Here is an 18,032-nt window from a genome sequence, read left to right as displayed (position 1 = left end):
AAATTGAATATCAAGATAAATATTATTTCCTCTATTTTTTTGTTTTGTTCAAAACAAAGTCAAAATAGTTCAGATTAAAACCTCCTTTTTCAAATACAGCTTTTACTTTATTTGAACCTGATTTCAATGCTACATTAGATAAAACAGCTGTTTTCCATTTGTCATTTCCTCCAGTTGCAGGAAGTGAAATCACTTCAGATTTTGTTCCTCCTTCAATTTCTAAATACAATTTCCCTTCTGCTTTTTCGCTAGAATAGCGAATAGCAATATTGTAAGTTCCTTCTTTTGCATCAACAGTGTACTGAATCCATTCCTCGTCTTCGATAAATGAAACTTGATAACCGTTTGAATCTTTGTCTTTACATGGCAAAATATCAACTCCATCATTTCTCATGCTGTTACCGCGATTCCATTGCTCGTCTTTTCCAGTTACCGATCTATAATTTATAAAATCAGTATCTGAATAAGCTTTTCCGTTGGTTCCTAAATCGTAATGTGTTGCTGCAATTTTGCCAGGAACTGCATTCTTCTTGTATGGTTTTGTATCATCAGTCTGTACTTGTCTGAACATTGCATCTATTACATCTGGCTTAACAGTTACGTTTTCCATTTTGTAATTATCCGCCATTTTCATCAAAGTCTTTTTTGCAAATTCTGGAGATGGTTTTAAACCACCGTCTTTCCAATATTTCAACAGAGCATCATATTCACGAGTTTTAGTAACAGAAGTTACTCCAGCAATATTGTCTATTTTTTTCATTGGCCAGAATGCCCATCCAATGTTGTTTGTTTCAACCAATGTCAAAGCATCTTTAAACCAAACATTAGAATTTTCTCCGCTTTCTCCCATCCAGATTGGTACATTGTATTTTTCTCTGTAGCTCAACATTTGTTCAATCGAAGCCTTGTCGGTATAGTTCCAATATTTGTGGAAACTTAAAGCTAGATTATCATCCCATAACGGAAAAATTCCGTTGTAGTTATTTCCCCAGCAATTTCCTTCAATAAAAATTAAATGATTGGTATCGACTTCACGAATGGCTTTTGTAACCGCAACCATCAAATCTCTTAAAGGCCCATTTGAGTTTTCATCACAGCCATTTTTATTTGATCCAGTAAAATTCCAGTTGGGTTCGTTGATAATATCATAAGCCCCAATCCACGGATTATCACGGTAACGAGAAGCCAATTTTTTCCAAAGCGCAATCATTTTTTTCTGATTAGCCTCACTCTGCCAAAGTGCTGGTTTTGTTGTATCAAAATCCGAAATTGCAGCATCATTTCCTTGTCCGCCTGGAGCAGCATGCAAATCTAAAATCAGATATATTTTATTTTCTGCACACCATTTCAGTAGATTATCGGTCATGGTAAAACCTTCTTCTATCCAAGTGATTTCACCGTTCTTTTCCTGCTCAATTGGTGGAGTGTACAGATTGTAATGCATTGGAAGACGAATAGAATTGAATCCCCATTTTGCCAAAGAGTCTATATCTCGTTTTGTAATTCCGTTTGCTTTATAGGCTGCATAAAATTCTTTTGTTCCCTCTTCGCCAATTACATCTTGTATTTTTTGTCGAATCTGATATTGCGGGCTGGCAAATGGCTGTGTCTTCAACATATAACCTTCCTGCACCATCCATCCGCCAAGACCTAAACCTCTTAAAAGAACATTTTTTCCATTACCGTCAACAATTTTTTGTCCGTCTCTGTGCAAGAAACCTTGCCCAAAAGAAGCAATAGAAACTAAAAGCTGTATTGTTAAAATTATTTTTTTCATATCGAAAGGTTTCTAAATTTATTTCCAGGTATAAGTCCCAACTGATCCCCCTTCAAGCGAAGTTGTTACCCATTTCCCATTAAATTTGATATTGAAGGTTTCTGTAGCAGCACCATCATTTTCAACAATCAATACTTTAGAACCTGAAGGAGTGATAAAAGCTACATTTTGCAAATTGCCAGTTGAATTACTTTCAATTCTAGTTGATCCCATTGGGACAAATTTTGAAGCATGTGCAATAATATAATACGCTACATTACGATCAAAACTATTGTTAGAAGTTATAGTTATAGCGCCTTTGCACATGTCACAACCTCCATCTGTATGAGGACCAAAATTTGCATTGTTAGCCAAATTCCATTCTAATGCATTTTTACTGTAATTTCTCATCGATCCGATAATTACATTTCGAAGATGCCATTTTAAATCGCCTCCAAATTGCCCATCAGAAGAAGTCCATTGTTCTGTGAAATACACATTTTTGGTCGGGTATGAATTATACACATCAGTTAGTGCACTGATATCTCCCGCATATAAATGAAAAGCCGATCCGTCTACAAATGGAGAAGCATCTGCATCTGCCAAAATTGTTTTTGGATAATTTGGATTATCGCAATTGTGATCGTAGGCAATAATTTTGACATTTAGATTTGCTGCTTTAAAAGCTGGCCCTAAACTATTTTTTATAAAACTTGCCTGATCTGCTGCAGACATATACATGCTTGGATTGTTTCCGTCATGCAAAGGTTCGTTTTGAGGAGTTACTGCATCGATTGTAATCCCTTCAGCTTTCATCTGCTGAATGTATTTTACAAAATATTTAGCGTAAACATTATAATATTCTGTTTTTAGTTTCCCTCCTTTAAAACTAGCAACATCTTTCATCCAAATAGGTGCAGACCAAGGTGTTGCTAAGATTAAAATTTTGGGATTAATTGCCAAGATCTCTTTCAGCATGGCGATTAGATTTTTGTCTTTTTCTAAGCTAAATTTATCTAAATTTAAATCTGTTTCTCCAGTTGCAAGATCATTATAAGTAAAAGGCGCAGCACTTAAATCTGAAGCCCCAATACTGATCCTAATATAACTTACTCCTATTGCGTTTTCTCCAGAACCAAATAACTCCTGCAAAAGAGCAGTTCTTTTTGTTGCATTTAATTGGTTAATAACGTCTACGCTTCCTCCTGTCAAAGTATATCCAAAACCATCAATAGTTTGATACTTCTGCGTATCCTTGACTTCAATGTTAGCATAAGCATTTGCTGTTGTACCAAATCCTAATATCAAGGATTGTTTTTCCAGTAAAGCACTCTGATTGCCCTTTGTCAGCCAGAAATCAACATCCTTTGTAACTACTGGAGGATTTACCACTGGCGGATCTATAGGTGTATTTTCTATAGGATCACTTGAAGAGGAGCATTTTACTTGAGCCAATATAACTGCCATTAAGAAAAATGCTTTTATGGCATTCTTTAAATTAAACTTCATTTTATGTGGTTTTTTAGTTAGTCTGACAATTAATATACAATAGTCTGTATAGCGTGTGCTGGAATTGTAATTGTCGCTTTTCCAGTTTGATTTTCTAAAGAATAAACAACCTCTTTTTCAGATTGATTCATTACAATCGTAATCAATTGTCCGTCAGAATTTTTAAAAGAAGTGCTTAATAAAGATTTATCGCTTGTGGTTTCAAGTACTCTTTTTGCGTTTGGTCTAATGAATTTTGAGAAATGTCCAATATAATAATACATCGGAGTATAAATTAATTCATCTTTTGTAGTATCAGCATGGATCGGTGCAAAACAGAAATTACCAACGTGGTTTGGACCTCCATTTTGATCTAATAGAATATTCCAGTCTGTCCAGCCTACAGTTCCATTATTAAAATCATGAATCATATTGATTCCGTAACGTTCTGCATTTCCCCAAAACTGATATTTAGAAGCATCAAATTTTTCAATACATCCTTCTGTAAAAAGTAGATTTTTGTTTGGAAATGCTTCGTGAACTTTTGCTACCGATTCGAATTGAGGCGGACCTCCATTCCAAGTTTCATACCAATGAAATCCGATTCCCCAAGCATATTTAGAAACTTCTGGGTCTGAGAAAACGAGATTTGCTCTTTTAGTTAGCATGTTTCCTCGGTTATGATCCCAAATAATAACATTTTTAGAACCTAGACCTTCTTTTTCTAAAGTTGGACCAAGATGATTTTTAAGAAAATCCCTTTCTGCTTCTGGAGTAAAGATGCAAGATTCCCATCTTTGTTTTGCCATTGGTTCGTTCTGAACCGTTAATCCCCAGATTGGAATTCCTTCTTTTTCGTATTCTTTTATAAATTTAGCATAATACAATGCCCAAGCTGGAGCAAATTCAGGCAACAAAACGCCGCCGTGCAAAATATCATTATTGTCTTTCATGAAAGCTGGGGGACTCCATGGGCTGACAAATAAGGTTAGTTTTCCGCCGGCTGTTTCAATTGCTTTTTTGATTAAAGGGATTCTATATTTGCGATCGTGGTCAATATTAAAAGTCTTAAGGTCTTTGTCTCCTTCAGAAATATAAGTGTAGCTGTCACTACTGAAATCACAGCTGTGAATGTTTGTTCTTGCCAAAGAATATCCAATACCTTTGTTTTTATCGTAATAGGCCGTTAAGAATTCCTGTTGTTTTTTTGGCGACAATTTTGCAAAAACTTCTGCACTAGCATCTGTAATTGCCCCACCGATTCCCAGGAAGGTCTGGTCTGTTTTTTCAGTATTTACTAAAATAGATACTGTTGATGTTTTTTGTTGTGTAGTGTTGTTTTTTGAAATTAGATCATTTGATAATGATAATTTCAAATTGGTGTTTTCGGCAGTAGTATAAACCTTTATTTTATTATTTTTTTGAGCTGTTATTTTTGAGGTAAAACAGCTTAATTGCATTAAGACAAAGGCTGATAAAAATATTTGAGAGGTAACTTTCATGTTGCTTAAAAAATCGTTTTAAAAATTAAAAGCAAAGAGAAGACTAATATGGATGATTCAAATTAGTCCTCTTCATTACTTTACTACAAAATATTAATAAACAAGTGTTTGTATAGCGTGTGGCGGAATTTTTACTTCTGCCTTTTGATCTCCAATAATCAAATTGTAGGTAAGGTCATTTGCTGATTGGTTCATGACGATAGTGGCCATAGTTCCATCAGCATTTAAAAAAGAGGTACTCAATAAAGCGCTTTTGCTCACTGCAGTACTTACTCTCACAGCATCTAAACGGATAAACTTTGAAAAGTGTCCGATGTAATAGTAAGATGGCGTGTAGATTAATTCTCCTGTTGTTGTGTCTGCGTGAATTGGTGCAAAACAGAAATTTCCAACATGATTTGGTCCACCATTCTGGTCTAAAAGAATATTCCAGTCTGTCCAAGCAACAGTTCCGTTATTAAAGTCATGAATCATGTTAGTGCCGTAACGTTCTGCATTACCCCAAAATTGATATTTTGATGCGTCAAATTTTTCGATACACCCTTCTGTAAACATCAGTTTTTTATCTGGATAAGCTTCATTTACTTTTCCAACATTATCAAACATTGGCGCTCCGCCTGACCAAGTTTCGTACCAGTGAAATCCCATTCCCCAAACATATTTTGCTGCTTCAGGATCTGAGTAAATTACGTTTGCACGATAATTCATCAAATCACGATTATGATCCCAAACAATAATTTTTTTATTGCCAAGGTTTTCTTTTTTCAAAGTTGGCCCAAGATAATTTTTGATGAAATCTCTTTCGGCTTCAGCTGTATAAATACAAGATTCCCAAGTCTGTACCGCCATTGGCTCATTTTGTGTAGAAGTTCCCCAAATTGGAATGCCTTCTTTTTCGTAGGCTTTAATAAATTTTACATAGAAATTTGCCCAAGTCTGATAGTATTCAGGAAGTAAAGTTCCTCCTTTTAATACATTCTTGTTGCTTTTCATAAAAGCATTTGGCGACCAAGGCGCAACGTATGTTGTCAATTTTCCTCCAGCTTTCTGAATGGCTTGTTTTATTAAAGGAATACGATATTGCTTGTCATGATCAATAGAAAAAGTCTTCAAATCTTTGTCTCCTTCTTCGATATAAGAATAGCTTCCACTGCTAAAATCAGAACTTTGAATTGTTGTTCTTAGCAAAGAATAGCCAATTCCTTTTTGTTTATCGTAATAAGCATCTAAGAATTCTGCTTGTTTTTCTTTTGAAAGTTTAGCAAATATTTCGGCGCTAGCATCTGTGATAGCTCCACCGATTCCCATAAAAGTTTGAAATTTTTTAGCTGGCTGTACAAAAACAGAAGTTTCTGTTTCTAGAGGCTGTTTTGCGGCAGAAAAAGTTAAATTATCTGTAGTGGTTAATCGCAACTTTGAGTTTTCTGCGGTAGTGTAAACGGTTATTTTTTTTCCGTTGGTTGTAAACTCTTTTTTTGTTTTTGGCTGTTGTGCAAAAGCTGCAGCAGAAAACAAAAGGCATAAAATTTTTAAACTATTTTTTTTCATTCGCTTCCAATTATTATGATTTTAAATTGAAGTTTAGAAGAAATCAAAATCGAGTTCTACCTATGAAGGATTTAAAAAATAGCCCATACTCATAATGATTATGGGCTATTTACAACCAAACTTAAACTTAAACTTAACTTAACTTTTTATTTTTGTCGGAATTCAACTTTTATTGATAGTTAGGATTTTGTTTCAATTTAGTACCGTTAAGTTCTGTGTACGGAATTGGGAAAATCTCATCTGTTCCAGCGTCAAAGCCTCTGTCAGATAATGCAGCTGCTGCATCTCCCCATCTTACTAAATCAAAAAATCTGTGTCCTTCACCTGCTAATTCCATTCTTCTTTCATGCTTAATAGCCGCTAACGTTACAGGAACGTGAGGTAGTTTTACTCTATCTCTAACTGCATCAAGTAATGCTTGTGCTCTTGGTCCAGATCCTAAAGCTTCTGCTTCCATTAAGTATGTATCTGCAAGTCTGATTACGTAAGAGTTTTGTTTGTAGTTCAACTCTGAGTTACCACCACCTGTACTAACATCTGACTGTCTTGGAAGGTATTTGTTCAAGAAATATCCTGTATCTTGGTAAGCTGGGATATAATTTGCTTTACCTGCTGCTTTTAATGCTTTTAAATCAAGAATTGTAGCATCTTTACGTGGATCGCCTTGCATTGCATCATATAATTTTTGAGTTGCAACGTTGAAAGCCCATCCTGAAGGAAGATCTGGCGCATCAGTACCTTTTGTTTTTGAATATCCTCTAGGTCCAACCATGATGTTTAAAGAGTTACCTTCGTCTCTACCATTCCCCCAGAACGTCCAATCAGAGTTACCTGCACTACTGTGAGATACTTCGATTAATGACTCTTCGTTGAATTTGTTTGATGTATCCCATAAATCACTATAATCATCTAATAATTTATTACCATATTGATTTACAGCTCCTGGAGTACCATTTACTTCTGCTAAAACTGCAGCAGCTTCTGTCTTTTTACCTTCAAACAAATACACTTTCCCTAAAAGTGCTTGAGCTGCTCCTTTATTAAATCTTCCTGCTTCAGTATCCTTAGCTACATTATTTGGTAAAACTGCAATAGCTTCAGTTAAATCTTTCTCAATTTGAGCATAAATTACTTCTGGTGCAACTTGCTCAGGATTATAGATTGTTTCTGTAGACAATGGCTCTAAAACTAATGCAATGTTTTTAAACAATCTTACTAAGTTGAAATAGTAAAATGCGCGCAATGTTTTTGCTTCTGCTGCAAATCTGTTTCTAACTGCATCATTCATTGAAGCAGCTGGTAATTTAGCTAACAACATATTTGCTCTAGAGATCCCTTGATAGTGATCATTCCAGTAGCTTCCCGGAATGGTAATTGAAGTAAGCGAGTGTGTAGAGAAATTCTGAATTCCTGTTCCATCTGTAGAACTACCTCCACCAGCATAAAAATCATCAGAACCAGCATTTAACATTGCTACTAAATTTTCAAAACCACCTGTGTTTTTTCTAATCGGATCATAAACTCCAATTAAAGCGGCATAACATTGTTGCTCATTAGAAAAGTAAGTACTTGTATCAAATTTTCCTTCTGGGTTGATGGTCACAAAATCCTCAGAACAAGATCCAAGAACTGCCAATGCCACAGCTACATATATATATTTAAATTTTATCGTTTTCATGATTCTTTAATTTTTTTAAAATTGAACGTTAGCTCCAAACAGAATAGATCTTGCTTGTGGATAAACTCCTTTATCTACACCATAAACCTGACCTCCAATTTCTGGATCATACCCAGTATATTTTGTAAAAGTCACTAAGTTTTCTCCTGTTAGGTAAAAACGAACTTTATCTGCTCCAATTTTAGATGATAAGTTAGTTGGCATTGTGTATCCAACAGTTACCACTTTTAAACGTAGGTAATTTCCATCTTCAAGATAAAAATCAGACATGTTTGTGTAGTTTTTATTTGGATCATTATTTGTCAATCTTGGGTAGTCATTTGAAGTTCCCTCACCGTGCCAACGATCTAAAGCTTTTGTTTGGTAGTTTGCATTCAATACATCAAGCCTTCTTAAACCTTGGAAAATTTTGCTTCCAGCAGCTCCTTGAGTAAATGCCATAAAGTCAAAGTTTTTGTAATCTAAGTTTACTGTGAAACCAAAAGTATATTTAGGGATGTTAGTTCCTAAGAATTGTTTATCGTCATCAGTAATTTTTCCATCGTTGTTAGCATCCACCCAACGGAAATCTCCAGGTTTAGCATTTGGCTGAATTAAGCCTCCATTTGCATTTTTGTAAGCTGCAACTTCTGCATCATTTTGGAAAATTCCTGCTGTTTTAAATCCGTAGAATTCGTTAAATGAGTGTCCAACTTGTGTTCTTGTTACAGGTCCCATAGATTGGAAAGAAGCATCTCCAACAATGAAGTTTGTAGATGAACCAACATAAGTAATTTCATTTTTCAAGTAAGCAAAGTTTGCATTAACACCTAAATTGAACTCTCCAAGTCTTTTCTTGTAACCTAATTCAGCTTCAAAACCGCTGTTATCCATATCAGCAATGTTTGCAGATGGCGCGTCAACTACTCCAACATATCCAGGAATTACTACGTTTCTCAAGATACCTTTTGTTGTTTTCTTGTAGTAATCAAGTGTAAGAGAAAAATCATTAAATAATTTTGCATCAAGACCAACAGTAGTTTGAGAAGTTTCTTCCCATCCTAAGTTTGCATTTGGAAGAGTCGAGTTTCCATATCCAGTTGTAATACCTCCTGAAGTTCCAACAGCATAGTTATAACCACCAACAACTAAAGCTCTATATTTGAAGTCATCAATGTTATCATTACCTACAACTCCGTAACCTCCACGTAGTTTTAAAGTATTAACTACATTGTTTTCTTTCCAGAAACCTTCTTTTGAAAGTACCCATCCTAAAGAGAATGAAGGGAAAACTCCCCATTTATTGTTTTCACCAAAACGAGTTGATCCATCACGACGAACAATACCAGTAAAAAGATATTTTTCCATGTAATCGTAGTTAGCACGCAAAAACAATGAAGATAATTTGTGCTCTACAAAATCACTTGCTCTGTTAACTCTATCCGATTGAGGAATATCAAAGTTAAAAGAAGCATCTTTGTAGCTTGTAATTGGCAATCCGAACATTGTTACTCCAATAGAGCCACCAATATTTTCAACATAAGCTCCTTGTCCAGCTAAAACACTTACGTTGTGATCACCAAATTTGTTAGCATAGCTTAAAGTATTTTCAAGTGTCCATGCTAAAGATTTATTGTTGTTTTGGCTGTAGTTATTTCTATCAGCTTTCATGTTTGGGTTCAAGAAGAAAACTGGAGTAAACATTTGATCTCCCCAATAAGCTAACTTACCACCAAGAGTAGTTCTAAATTTTAAGTGACTTGTAATGTTAGCCTCTAAATAAGCATTACCAACAAAATCATCTGACCAGCTGTATCCTCCTAATCTTGTTTGGATATACCCAAGAGGGTTTGTCATCTCTTGTTGTACTAAAGAAGATATTCCGTAAGGATTACCATTTGCATCTCTAACAACATTTGGATTAGTATAAAATCCTGAATTTGCTTCCGTCGGATCAGTAACTACAAGTGGAGTAAGCGGATCTAAATTGATCGCAGAGCTTAAAGGTCCACCAAACTCACTGTTTGTATTACCAATACCTTTTGTTTTTTGATGTGTATATCCAAAAGTTTGTCCGAAAGTAAAGTAATCAGAAATTTTGTGTGTAGAGTTTAATCTGAAGTTTTTCTTAGTATAGTTAGAAATATCTGTAGTAACGATACCTTCCTGATCTTGAATTCCGAAAGAAGCGTAGAAAGTAGATTTTTCACCACCACCACTAATACTTAATTCATGTGTGTATCTGAAAGCAGAATCATTAAAGATTGCATCCTGCCAATTTGTACCTTTTCCTAATGCTGAAGGATTAGGATATTTAATAGCTCCTCCGTCATTTAAAGATTTTTCATTCATTACAGTTGCATACTGAGTAGCATTCAACATATCTAATTTTTTAGCCGGAGCAGATATACCAGCAAAACCATTATAGTTTACAGAAATTTTTCCTGATTTACCTTTTTTAGTTGTAACTAAGATAACCCCTGTAGCTGCACGAGTACCATAGATTGCAGCAGAAGCAGCATCTTTAAGCACCTCGATAGACTCAATATCACTTTGGTTGATAAAACCAATTGCGTTTGCATCTACAGCGATACCGTCAACAACCCATAAAGGATCGTTTCCACCTTCTCTAAATGTAGTGATACCTCTAACACGAACTTTAGACTTTTCACCTGGCTGTCCAGAAACTGCAGCAACAGAAACCCCTGCTACTCTACCCTGTAAGGCCTGTTCAACTCTTCCGTTTGGTACTTTTTCAAGATCAGCCGATTTTACACTAGAGATTGCTCCAGTTACAACAGATTTCTTTTGAGTACCATATCCAACAACTACAACCTCATTTAAAGATTGTGATTCTGGTTTTAATTGAATTGTAATTTTTGTTCTTCCGTTTACTGCTTCTGTTACTGTAGAGTAACCAATAAAAGTAATTGTTAATGATCCGTTTGAAGGTGCCTGAATCTGGAACTTTCCGTCAAAGTCTGACGCAGTAGACTTTGTAGTACCTTTTAATAAAACTGTTGCGCCTGGAACAGGCAAACCATTTTCATCGTTAATTATTCCATTTACTGTGACATCCTGAGCCACAGCTATAACCGAGAATAACAAAGATGAAATACAAAAAACAAGTAATTTTGTTAATTTCATTTTTCTAAAAATTTTGGTTAATTAATTAGTAATTTGATGCAATACTAAAACTAAATTTTTACTTTTCACAGGCAAAAATCATTACAAAAACACATCAAATCGAAAAAAATAATATTATAAAAACACATCAAAAAAAACATAATATATTGATTTTTAAATATTTACAAAAACAAAAAATAGTACTAAAGAAAAGTTAATTTTAAAAAATAACACTACACTATATTTATAGAGAAAAACTCTAGCAAAAAATATTAAAACTACAACGTGGTAGTAGCACCAAACACCTCGTAAATAGCTATTTTTTAAATAATTACGATACCAAAATCCTGATTTTTCATAAAAACCAAAAAATAAAGAATATGATATTTTTACCCTACTTTTTTTACATTATTGATAATAATTTTTAACGAAGGAAAAATCTTATTTTCAATAAATTTATAAAAAATACCTTACTTTTAATAAGAATTATAAGCAAGAAAAAACGAAATTTCATCTTCTAAAATTGGGAAAAAGGTCGTTTTTTTTATAAAAATCATCACTAAGTCTTTTTTATATGCAATTCTAAGATCTGAGATTGCTTTTTTATCTTAAAGACTTTAGAGGGGACCAAGCATCAAAACAAGCAGAAATAATGTCCGCAAATATTTGATCTTTTCAACACTGCCTGCATATATGAAGGAAAATGGCATCTAAGTCAAATACACTCTTAAAATTGAATTCTCACATTGTCATTTACACTTTATCTTTTCTATATATGCCATGTTTTGCAATAATTCGACCTTTATCCTAGTAAAAGGCAAAAAAAATAGCCCATAATCGAAATTATGGGCTACCCAGGCAATAAACTTAACTTAAACTAACCATAGTTTAAATCTTAAAATATGCTTGCACGATTTAGCACGAGCATAAAATGTTTGAAATTCGAAAAAGGAATCTTTTAGTCTTCCTTTTTCGAAATAACTAACACAAAATATATTATTCAGGTTTGTAAACAAATGTCCAGCCAGTTCCAGGATCTTTTAAACTTCTAGGAACATACAGTACTAATTTGTCTTCTGTTAGTGTAATAATGGTATACTCATTAGCTGTATTTCCAGCCTCGTATCCTAAAATTTTAGAATTACTAATAAATAATTTTTTATTAGCAATATCCATAACAAAACTTCCTTTTTCTGCTGCTGCAGAAGCGGTTTGATAATGATTATAGTTTGCTGCACCATTTAAGTCAAAGTGCATTTTACCACTTGCATCCAAAGGAGGACAGCAATCACCTGCATTCCACCATGCACTCATAGCAGAATCTGGATTATCCGGAGGAGACATAAACCAGTACTGATCACCAGTACCCGCAACGCCATCAAATACCCATGTTTTACCAGCAACAGTATTGTTACTAACTAAATCGTACCAGTCCTGATCTAACGGAGTGTCAAGTTTATCAACCTGAACATCAATGGCTTTAGTAAAAAATTCACCACCTAGCGTACCAACAAATGTAAAAGTCGATTTCCCAGGAATTGGATAAACAATAGTCACTTCATTCGTTAGTGCTTTCCCTAAATTATAATCCCAATAACCTGTAACACCAGGTGTATTCATGCTTAAAGTAATCTTATTTCCACCTGCAGGACTTTGTGAACTCTTTAATTCAACCCCTGCAACGTCTGTAGAATTCTGTAAATGCTGTTCATCTACAATCGGGTCACATGCTGAAAAGACCAGCATAAACGCAACAATTAGTAAATATTTTATATTATGAATTTTCATCTTTCTAATTATTAAAAGTTATTGAATATTACCAACCTGGATTTTGATTGTAAACTCCATTTAGCAGTCTTACTTCTGCTTCAGGAATAGGAACTAAACCTTTCGTTTCTGTTCTGTATTTCACACTATAATTAGCATCCACTCCAGAGTTTCTAACTTGGATCACATCATTAAATGCAGTATCGACATCTCCCCAACGAACAAGATCAAACCAATGTATACCTTCAAAAGCCAATTCGTGCAGACGCTCTGTTTTAATATTGTCAAGAGAATAAGCAACTGGTCCTAAGTGTGCTCTCAATCTTACCGCATTCATACCGTCTGCTGTTTTGGTAATTTCAGAATGCATTAATAATACATCTGCAAAACGCATAAAAATAAAATCTTGGGCATGCATTAACTGCATATCTGCATTTGACCAAGCATACATCTGAACAAACATACCTACATTTGATCCTTTGCCATTATCATGCTGCAACGAAGTATATTTTTTATTGAAATATCCTGTTTCATGATCTCCTTTGTCTTTTGCATAACCATCTGTTCCTTGATCAGCTCTGCCTACTTCTAATATAGAACCTCTTTTTCTTGGATCTGCATCATCCCAACCACTATACAATTTTGGGTTTACAGTACACCATCCCCATCCTTCTCCAAAAGGAACTAGTGAATTGCCACGCAACGAATTAAACAACGCTAATCTGTTGGTATAAATATTACCATTTGTCCAACCCCAATCGCCAAAAGAGAATCTTTGCACAAACATAGTCTCATAGTTTCCTGTTCCAAATGTAGGAGTGACTCCATCTTGACCTACCCATGCTAAGCCTTCTGTTGTAGCCCAAGGCAATACATTCTTTCCTGCACTTTTATTTACATAAGAATAAGCCCAAAGATTTCTAAAATCAGATGCCAATTTATGTCCACTATTATTGATGCAATCATCTAAATACGCTGCCACTTGTGCTCCTGTTAAAGAACCTCCTCCTACAAGTGGTAAATCTGTAGTTGCCTTCTTTTCAATATTACTCATGTATCCAGTGTAAAATAAAAATACGCGCCCTAGATATGCTTCTGCAACCCATTTATTTGCATGACCGTATCTTGAAGTCGGAATACTTGGAAATGGCGTGGCAGGCATAGTCTCGATAGCCAATTTTAAATCGGATGCTATTTGCGCAAATGTTTCGGTATAAGTTGATCTCGCTACCAATCTATCTCCATCATATTTTATGATCATTGGTACTCCTCCAAAGAATTTAGCTAATCTGAAGTAAAAGAAAGCCCTCATAAACAAGGCTTCACCAACAGCCTGTTTTTTAAAATCTTCTGCTTCTTGAGGCGTATTGAAATGCTTGGAAAAATCTGCTAACGACGCTTTTTCTATGATAGCATTCGCTCTCGAAATCCCATTATAAGATTGTTTCCACATATCACGATAAGTGTCTTCTGCAGGATCTTCAAAATTATCAACCCATTTAGCCGATTTATCATCAGGACCTCCCCCGCCAAACATCATATTATCCATCAAATTTGCTGCAACTTGTTCCTCGCTATGCACATTTACTGTATAGATGGCATTATAAACACCGGCCATTGCTTCATTTATATCTGTTGGAGTTTTATAAAAATTATCCAAGCTCTTTTCTGAAAGATTCTCTGTATCAAGCTCATCATTACAGCTAGATACCACAAAAATTGCTGAGATCGCTATTATATATCTTAGTTTTTTCATTGTCAATGTTTTAATATTAAAAATCTGCACTTAATCCAAACATTACTGTTCTAGATTGTGGATATAAACCTAAATCTACTCCCGAAGCCCATGGAGCATTTGTATTATCTCCTGACCAACGAACCTCTGGATCCATACCATCGTATTTTGTAAATGTGTATAAGTTATTTACAGCAACGTAGAATTTAAGATTTGAAATAAATTTAATGTCTTTCAAAATTTCATTAAAATTATAACCTAGAGTTACATTATTAATTCTTAGATAATCAGCATTCTGCATATAGATATCAGAAATATAATTTGTGTTTCTGTTTGACACTGAGCTTAAACGAGGCATTTTGTTTGAAGTTCCTTCTCCATGCCAACGATCAAAGACATCAGAAGTATAATTTTGTTTCGGCATATCAGCAAATGATCTGTAAGATTGCATCACTTGCATTCCGTACTTACCTGCCATTGTAGTATTCAGATAGATATTTTTGTATTCCAAGTTTAATTGGATACCCAATTGGAAGTTTGCATTTGGATCTCCTAAAATTACTTTGTCTTTTTCATCAATTACTCCGTCGTTATTTTGATCCACAAAACGAACATCTCCAGGGCGCTGATCATTAAAATAAGGCTGACCTGTAGGACCTACGTATGCATCAACCTCCTGCTGGTTTTGTAAAATTCCAGCCGTTTTAAAACCATAGAAAGCACCAATTGGATAACCTACTTGCGCTCTTGAAATCTCTGATGTCCCTTGTGACAATACATTTGTTGGCCCATTAATTATACCGTTTGCATTAGCAATTCTTGTCACTTCATTTTTATTAAAGGCACCGCTCACAGTTAAACCGTATTTAAAATCGCCTACTTTATCTTTCCAGCTTACAGAAAATTCAACACCTTTGTTTTCAATATCCCCGCCATTTTTATAAGGATAATCCGCACCAGCAGTTCCTGGCAATTCAGCTAAAACCAGCCAGTTTTTAGTTTTTTTCTTATACCAGTCAAATGTTATTCCTAATCTAGAATTGAATAAACTTGCATCTAATCCAAAATCTAACTGTTCAGAAGTTTCCCAAGTAACGTCTGCATTAGTAACTTTAGCAGGGTAAGCAGTCTGGCCAGAAACTGGTTTAGTATCTCCAAAAAAGTAACCCGGAAAGGCATATTTAATATTAGATGAGTAGTAAAAGGCATAATCTGTGTATTGATTACCATTTTGCCCCCAGCTAGCTCTCAACTTCAAGAAATCAAGATATTTTGATGTGCTAGCCATAAAATCTTCTTTGGTAACAACCCAACCCGCAGATACCGACGGAAAATTACCATACTTATGACCATCCCCAAAGTTAGAAGACCCGTCACGACGTATAATACCAGAAAGAAGGTATTTTTCTTTATAATCATATTGTGCACGAGCAAAATACGACATAATAGCTCCTCCTCCTGCTGCTTTATCAAAACCTGTTGTATTGATATCCGCAACTGAACCTGGGCTTTTTGTATTGTCTAAATAAGCATATTTTGGATCATTAGGAAACGACAAACCGTTTCTTGAGCCATAAACGTTATTCTCTACAATTTTTTTCCATAGCTCAGTACCAATAACAGCGTTAATATTATGATTCCCAAATTGTTTTTGGTAAGCAACCGTATTAGTCCAAGTTGAATTAGCTCCAAAATATTGAGATTGAGTTGCACCATCAACTGCATCATCATAAAGCACTCCTAAATGATAGGTTGGATTCATTGTTCTATTGTAGCCAAACCATGAATCAATTCCGTAAACCGATTTAAATCTAAGATTGGAAATAGGCTCAACCTCTAAAAACACATTTCCAATAATTTTATGATCTTTTGGATAATTGTAATTACTTCTGTAATACATTACAGCCAAAGGATTAGTCTGATTTGTACTTAAGCCGTCTAACGTAGGGGTAAATCCAAATTCGTTAATATTTCTATCAATCGCGGTCTGCCAATAAGCAGGTTGCAACGGGTTTTGCGTTATAGCATTATGCAAGTCATTACCATAAATATTTCCGCTAGAAACATCTCTTTTTTGAATATTTGTGTATGTCACATTTTCTCCAACGGTAATGATGTTATGGCTTTCATTCTTTTTCAAAACCATTTGAGTATTCAATCTTGTAGTCAATCTTTTAAATCCTGCGTCTATAATATTTCCTCCCAAAATACCGTCTTGATCAAAATAAGAAACCCCTAATGAGTATGTGATATCTTCTGATCCACCTGTAATATTAATTGTATGGTTTACTACAGGAGCATCTTTTTTAGACATTTCGTTAATCCAGTTCGTTCCTGTCCAGCCATTTTGCAATTTATTCCAAATTTCTTCTCCAAGCTGTGTTCCTGCGCCCGGATAATTACGCTCCAACCAATCGTTGCTGGTTAGCATCTTTTTCCAGTCATTTGGCGCAAGTCCGTCATTAACCCTTCCTTCATCCATGATATACATGTATTCTTGTGCATTTAAAGGATCCAGATTTTTGTAGATGTTTTGAATTCCAAAATAAGAGTCGTAAGAAATTCTAGCTGGTTTACCTTTACGTCCTTTCACTGTAGTCACCAAAACAACCCCGTTTGCTGCTCTAGAACCGTAGATTGCAGCAGAAGCCGCATCTTTAAGAACATCTATAGATTCAATATCCGAAGGGCTCAAATAATCGATATCTCCTACAGCAACACCATCGACAATGTACAAAGGATTTGAATTTCCGATTGTACCAATACCTCGGATAACGACTTTTGTACCAGCTCCTGGCGCACCACTATTTCTTGTAATACTAATACCAGGTGCAATACCTTGAAGAGCTTCCATTGCAGATCCAGTATTTAGTTCCTGCAGCGTTTCTCCTTTTAAGTTTGTCGAAGCACCAGTAATCAAAGCTTTCTTTTGTGTACCATAACCGATAACCACAACTTCATTTAAACTTTGAGATACTGCCTTAAGAGCAATTGTAAGCTTTGTTTTTCCGCCTATTGGCTCATTTACAGTTTCAAAACCAACGAAACTAATTGTCAAAGTTCCATTAGAGGGAGCACTAATCTGAAATTTCCCATCAAAGTCAGATGCAGTTGCTTTATTAGTCCCCTTTACTAAAACCGTCGCTCCTGGGACGGGTAATCCGCTTTCGTCATTAATGATTCCATTTATAGTCACATCCTGAGCAAATGCGACTACAGAAAACAGTAAAGACGAAACACAAAAAATAAATAATTTTGTTAATTTCATTTTTCTAAAAATTTTGGTTAATTAATTAGTAATTTGATGCAATTATAATGTTAAATTTTAATAAGTATTAGATTAGATTTCTTTACAAAAACACTTCAAATTAAATTTTAACACTCTACAAAAACACAACATATAACTCATAATTAATTAATTTACAGTAATTTAATTTTGAAAAAAAAATGTTA

General features: G+C 34.8%; 9 protein-coding genes. All 9 read right to left on the bottom strand.

Features of this window, described 5'->3' with window-relative positions:
- Positions 1 to 31 precede the first annotated feature (31 nt).
- Positions 32 to 1,777 (bottom strand): cellulase family glycosylhydrolase, encoded by a 1,746-nt coding sequence (locus DMA14_RS19300; RefSeq protein WP_111426164.1) that lies wholly within the window; start codon positions 1,775 to 1,777, stop codon positions 32 to 34.
- 18 nt (positions 1,778 to 1,795) lie between these two features.
- Complete coding sequence (locus DMA14_RS19295; protein ID WP_111426163.1) at positions 1,796 to 3,265, bottom strand: glycoside hydrolase family 30 protein; 1,470 nt, start codon at positions 3,263 to 3,265, stop codon at positions 1,796 to 1,798.
- Between the two features lie 29 nt (positions 3,266 to 3,294).
- Positions 3,295 to 4,746 carry a glycoside hydrolase family 30 protein gene (locus tag DMA14_RS19290; protein WP_111426162.1) on the bottom strand — a complete coding sequence of 484 codons (1,452 nt, stop codon included), beginning with the start codon at positions 4,744 to 4,746 and terminating at the stop codon, positions 3,295 to 3,297.
- A 93-nt stretch (positions 4,747 to 4,839) separates the two neighbouring features.
- Entirely contained in the window at positions 4,840 to 6,294 is a 1,455-nt protein-coding gene (locus tag DMA14_RS19285) for a glycoside hydrolase family 30 protein (RefSeq protein ID WP_111426161.1), read from the bottom strand.
- Between the two features lie 169 nt (positions 6,295 to 6,463).
- Positions 6,464 to 7,972, bottom strand: coding sequence for a RagB/SusD family nutrient uptake outer membrane protein (locus tag DMA14_RS19280; protein ID WP_111426160.1), 1,509 nt, complete (start codon positions 7,970 to 7,972; stop codon positions 6,464 to 6,466).
- Positions 7,973 to 7,987: 15 nt separating this feature from the next.
- The gene (locus DMA14_RS19275) at positions 7,988 to 11,098 is read right to left on the bottom strand and encodes a SusC/RagA family TonB-linked outer membrane protein (RefSeq protein WP_111426159.1); all 3,111 of its coding nucleotides are present in this window, start codon (positions 11,096 to 11,098) and stop codon (positions 7,988 to 7,990) included.
- 975 nt (positions 11,099 to 12,073) lie between these two features.
- Positions 12,074 to 12,865, bottom strand: coding sequence for a hypothetical protein (locus DMA14_RS19270; protein ID WP_111426158.1), 792 nt, complete (start codon positions 12,863 to 12,865; stop codon positions 12,074 to 12,076).
- Between the two features lie 28 nt (positions 12,866 to 12,893).
- Positions 12,894 to 14,600 carry a RagB/SusD family nutrient uptake outer membrane protein gene (locus DMA14_RS19265; protein ID WP_111426157.1) on the bottom strand — a complete coding sequence of 569 codons (1,707 nt, stop codon included), beginning with the start codon at positions 14,598 to 14,600 and terminating at the stop codon, positions 12,894 to 12,896.
- Positions 14,601 to 14,616: 16 nt separating this feature from the next.
- Complete coding sequence (locus DMA14_RS19260) at positions 14,617 to 17,847, bottom strand: SusC/RagA family TonB-linked outer membrane protein (RefSeq protein WP_111426156.1); 3,231 nt, start codon at positions 17,845 to 17,847, stop codon at positions 14,617 to 14,619.
- Between the last annotated feature and the right edge of the window lie 185 nt (positions 17,848 to 18,032).

The sequence above is a fragment of the Flavobacterium sharifuzzamanii genome (assembly GCF_003254585.1).
Lineage (GTDB): Bacteria > Bacteroidota > Bacteroidia > Flavobacteriales > Flavobacteriaceae > Flavobacterium > Flavobacterium sharifuzzamanii.
This window is presented reverse-complemented; position numbering and strand designations above follow the sequence as displayed.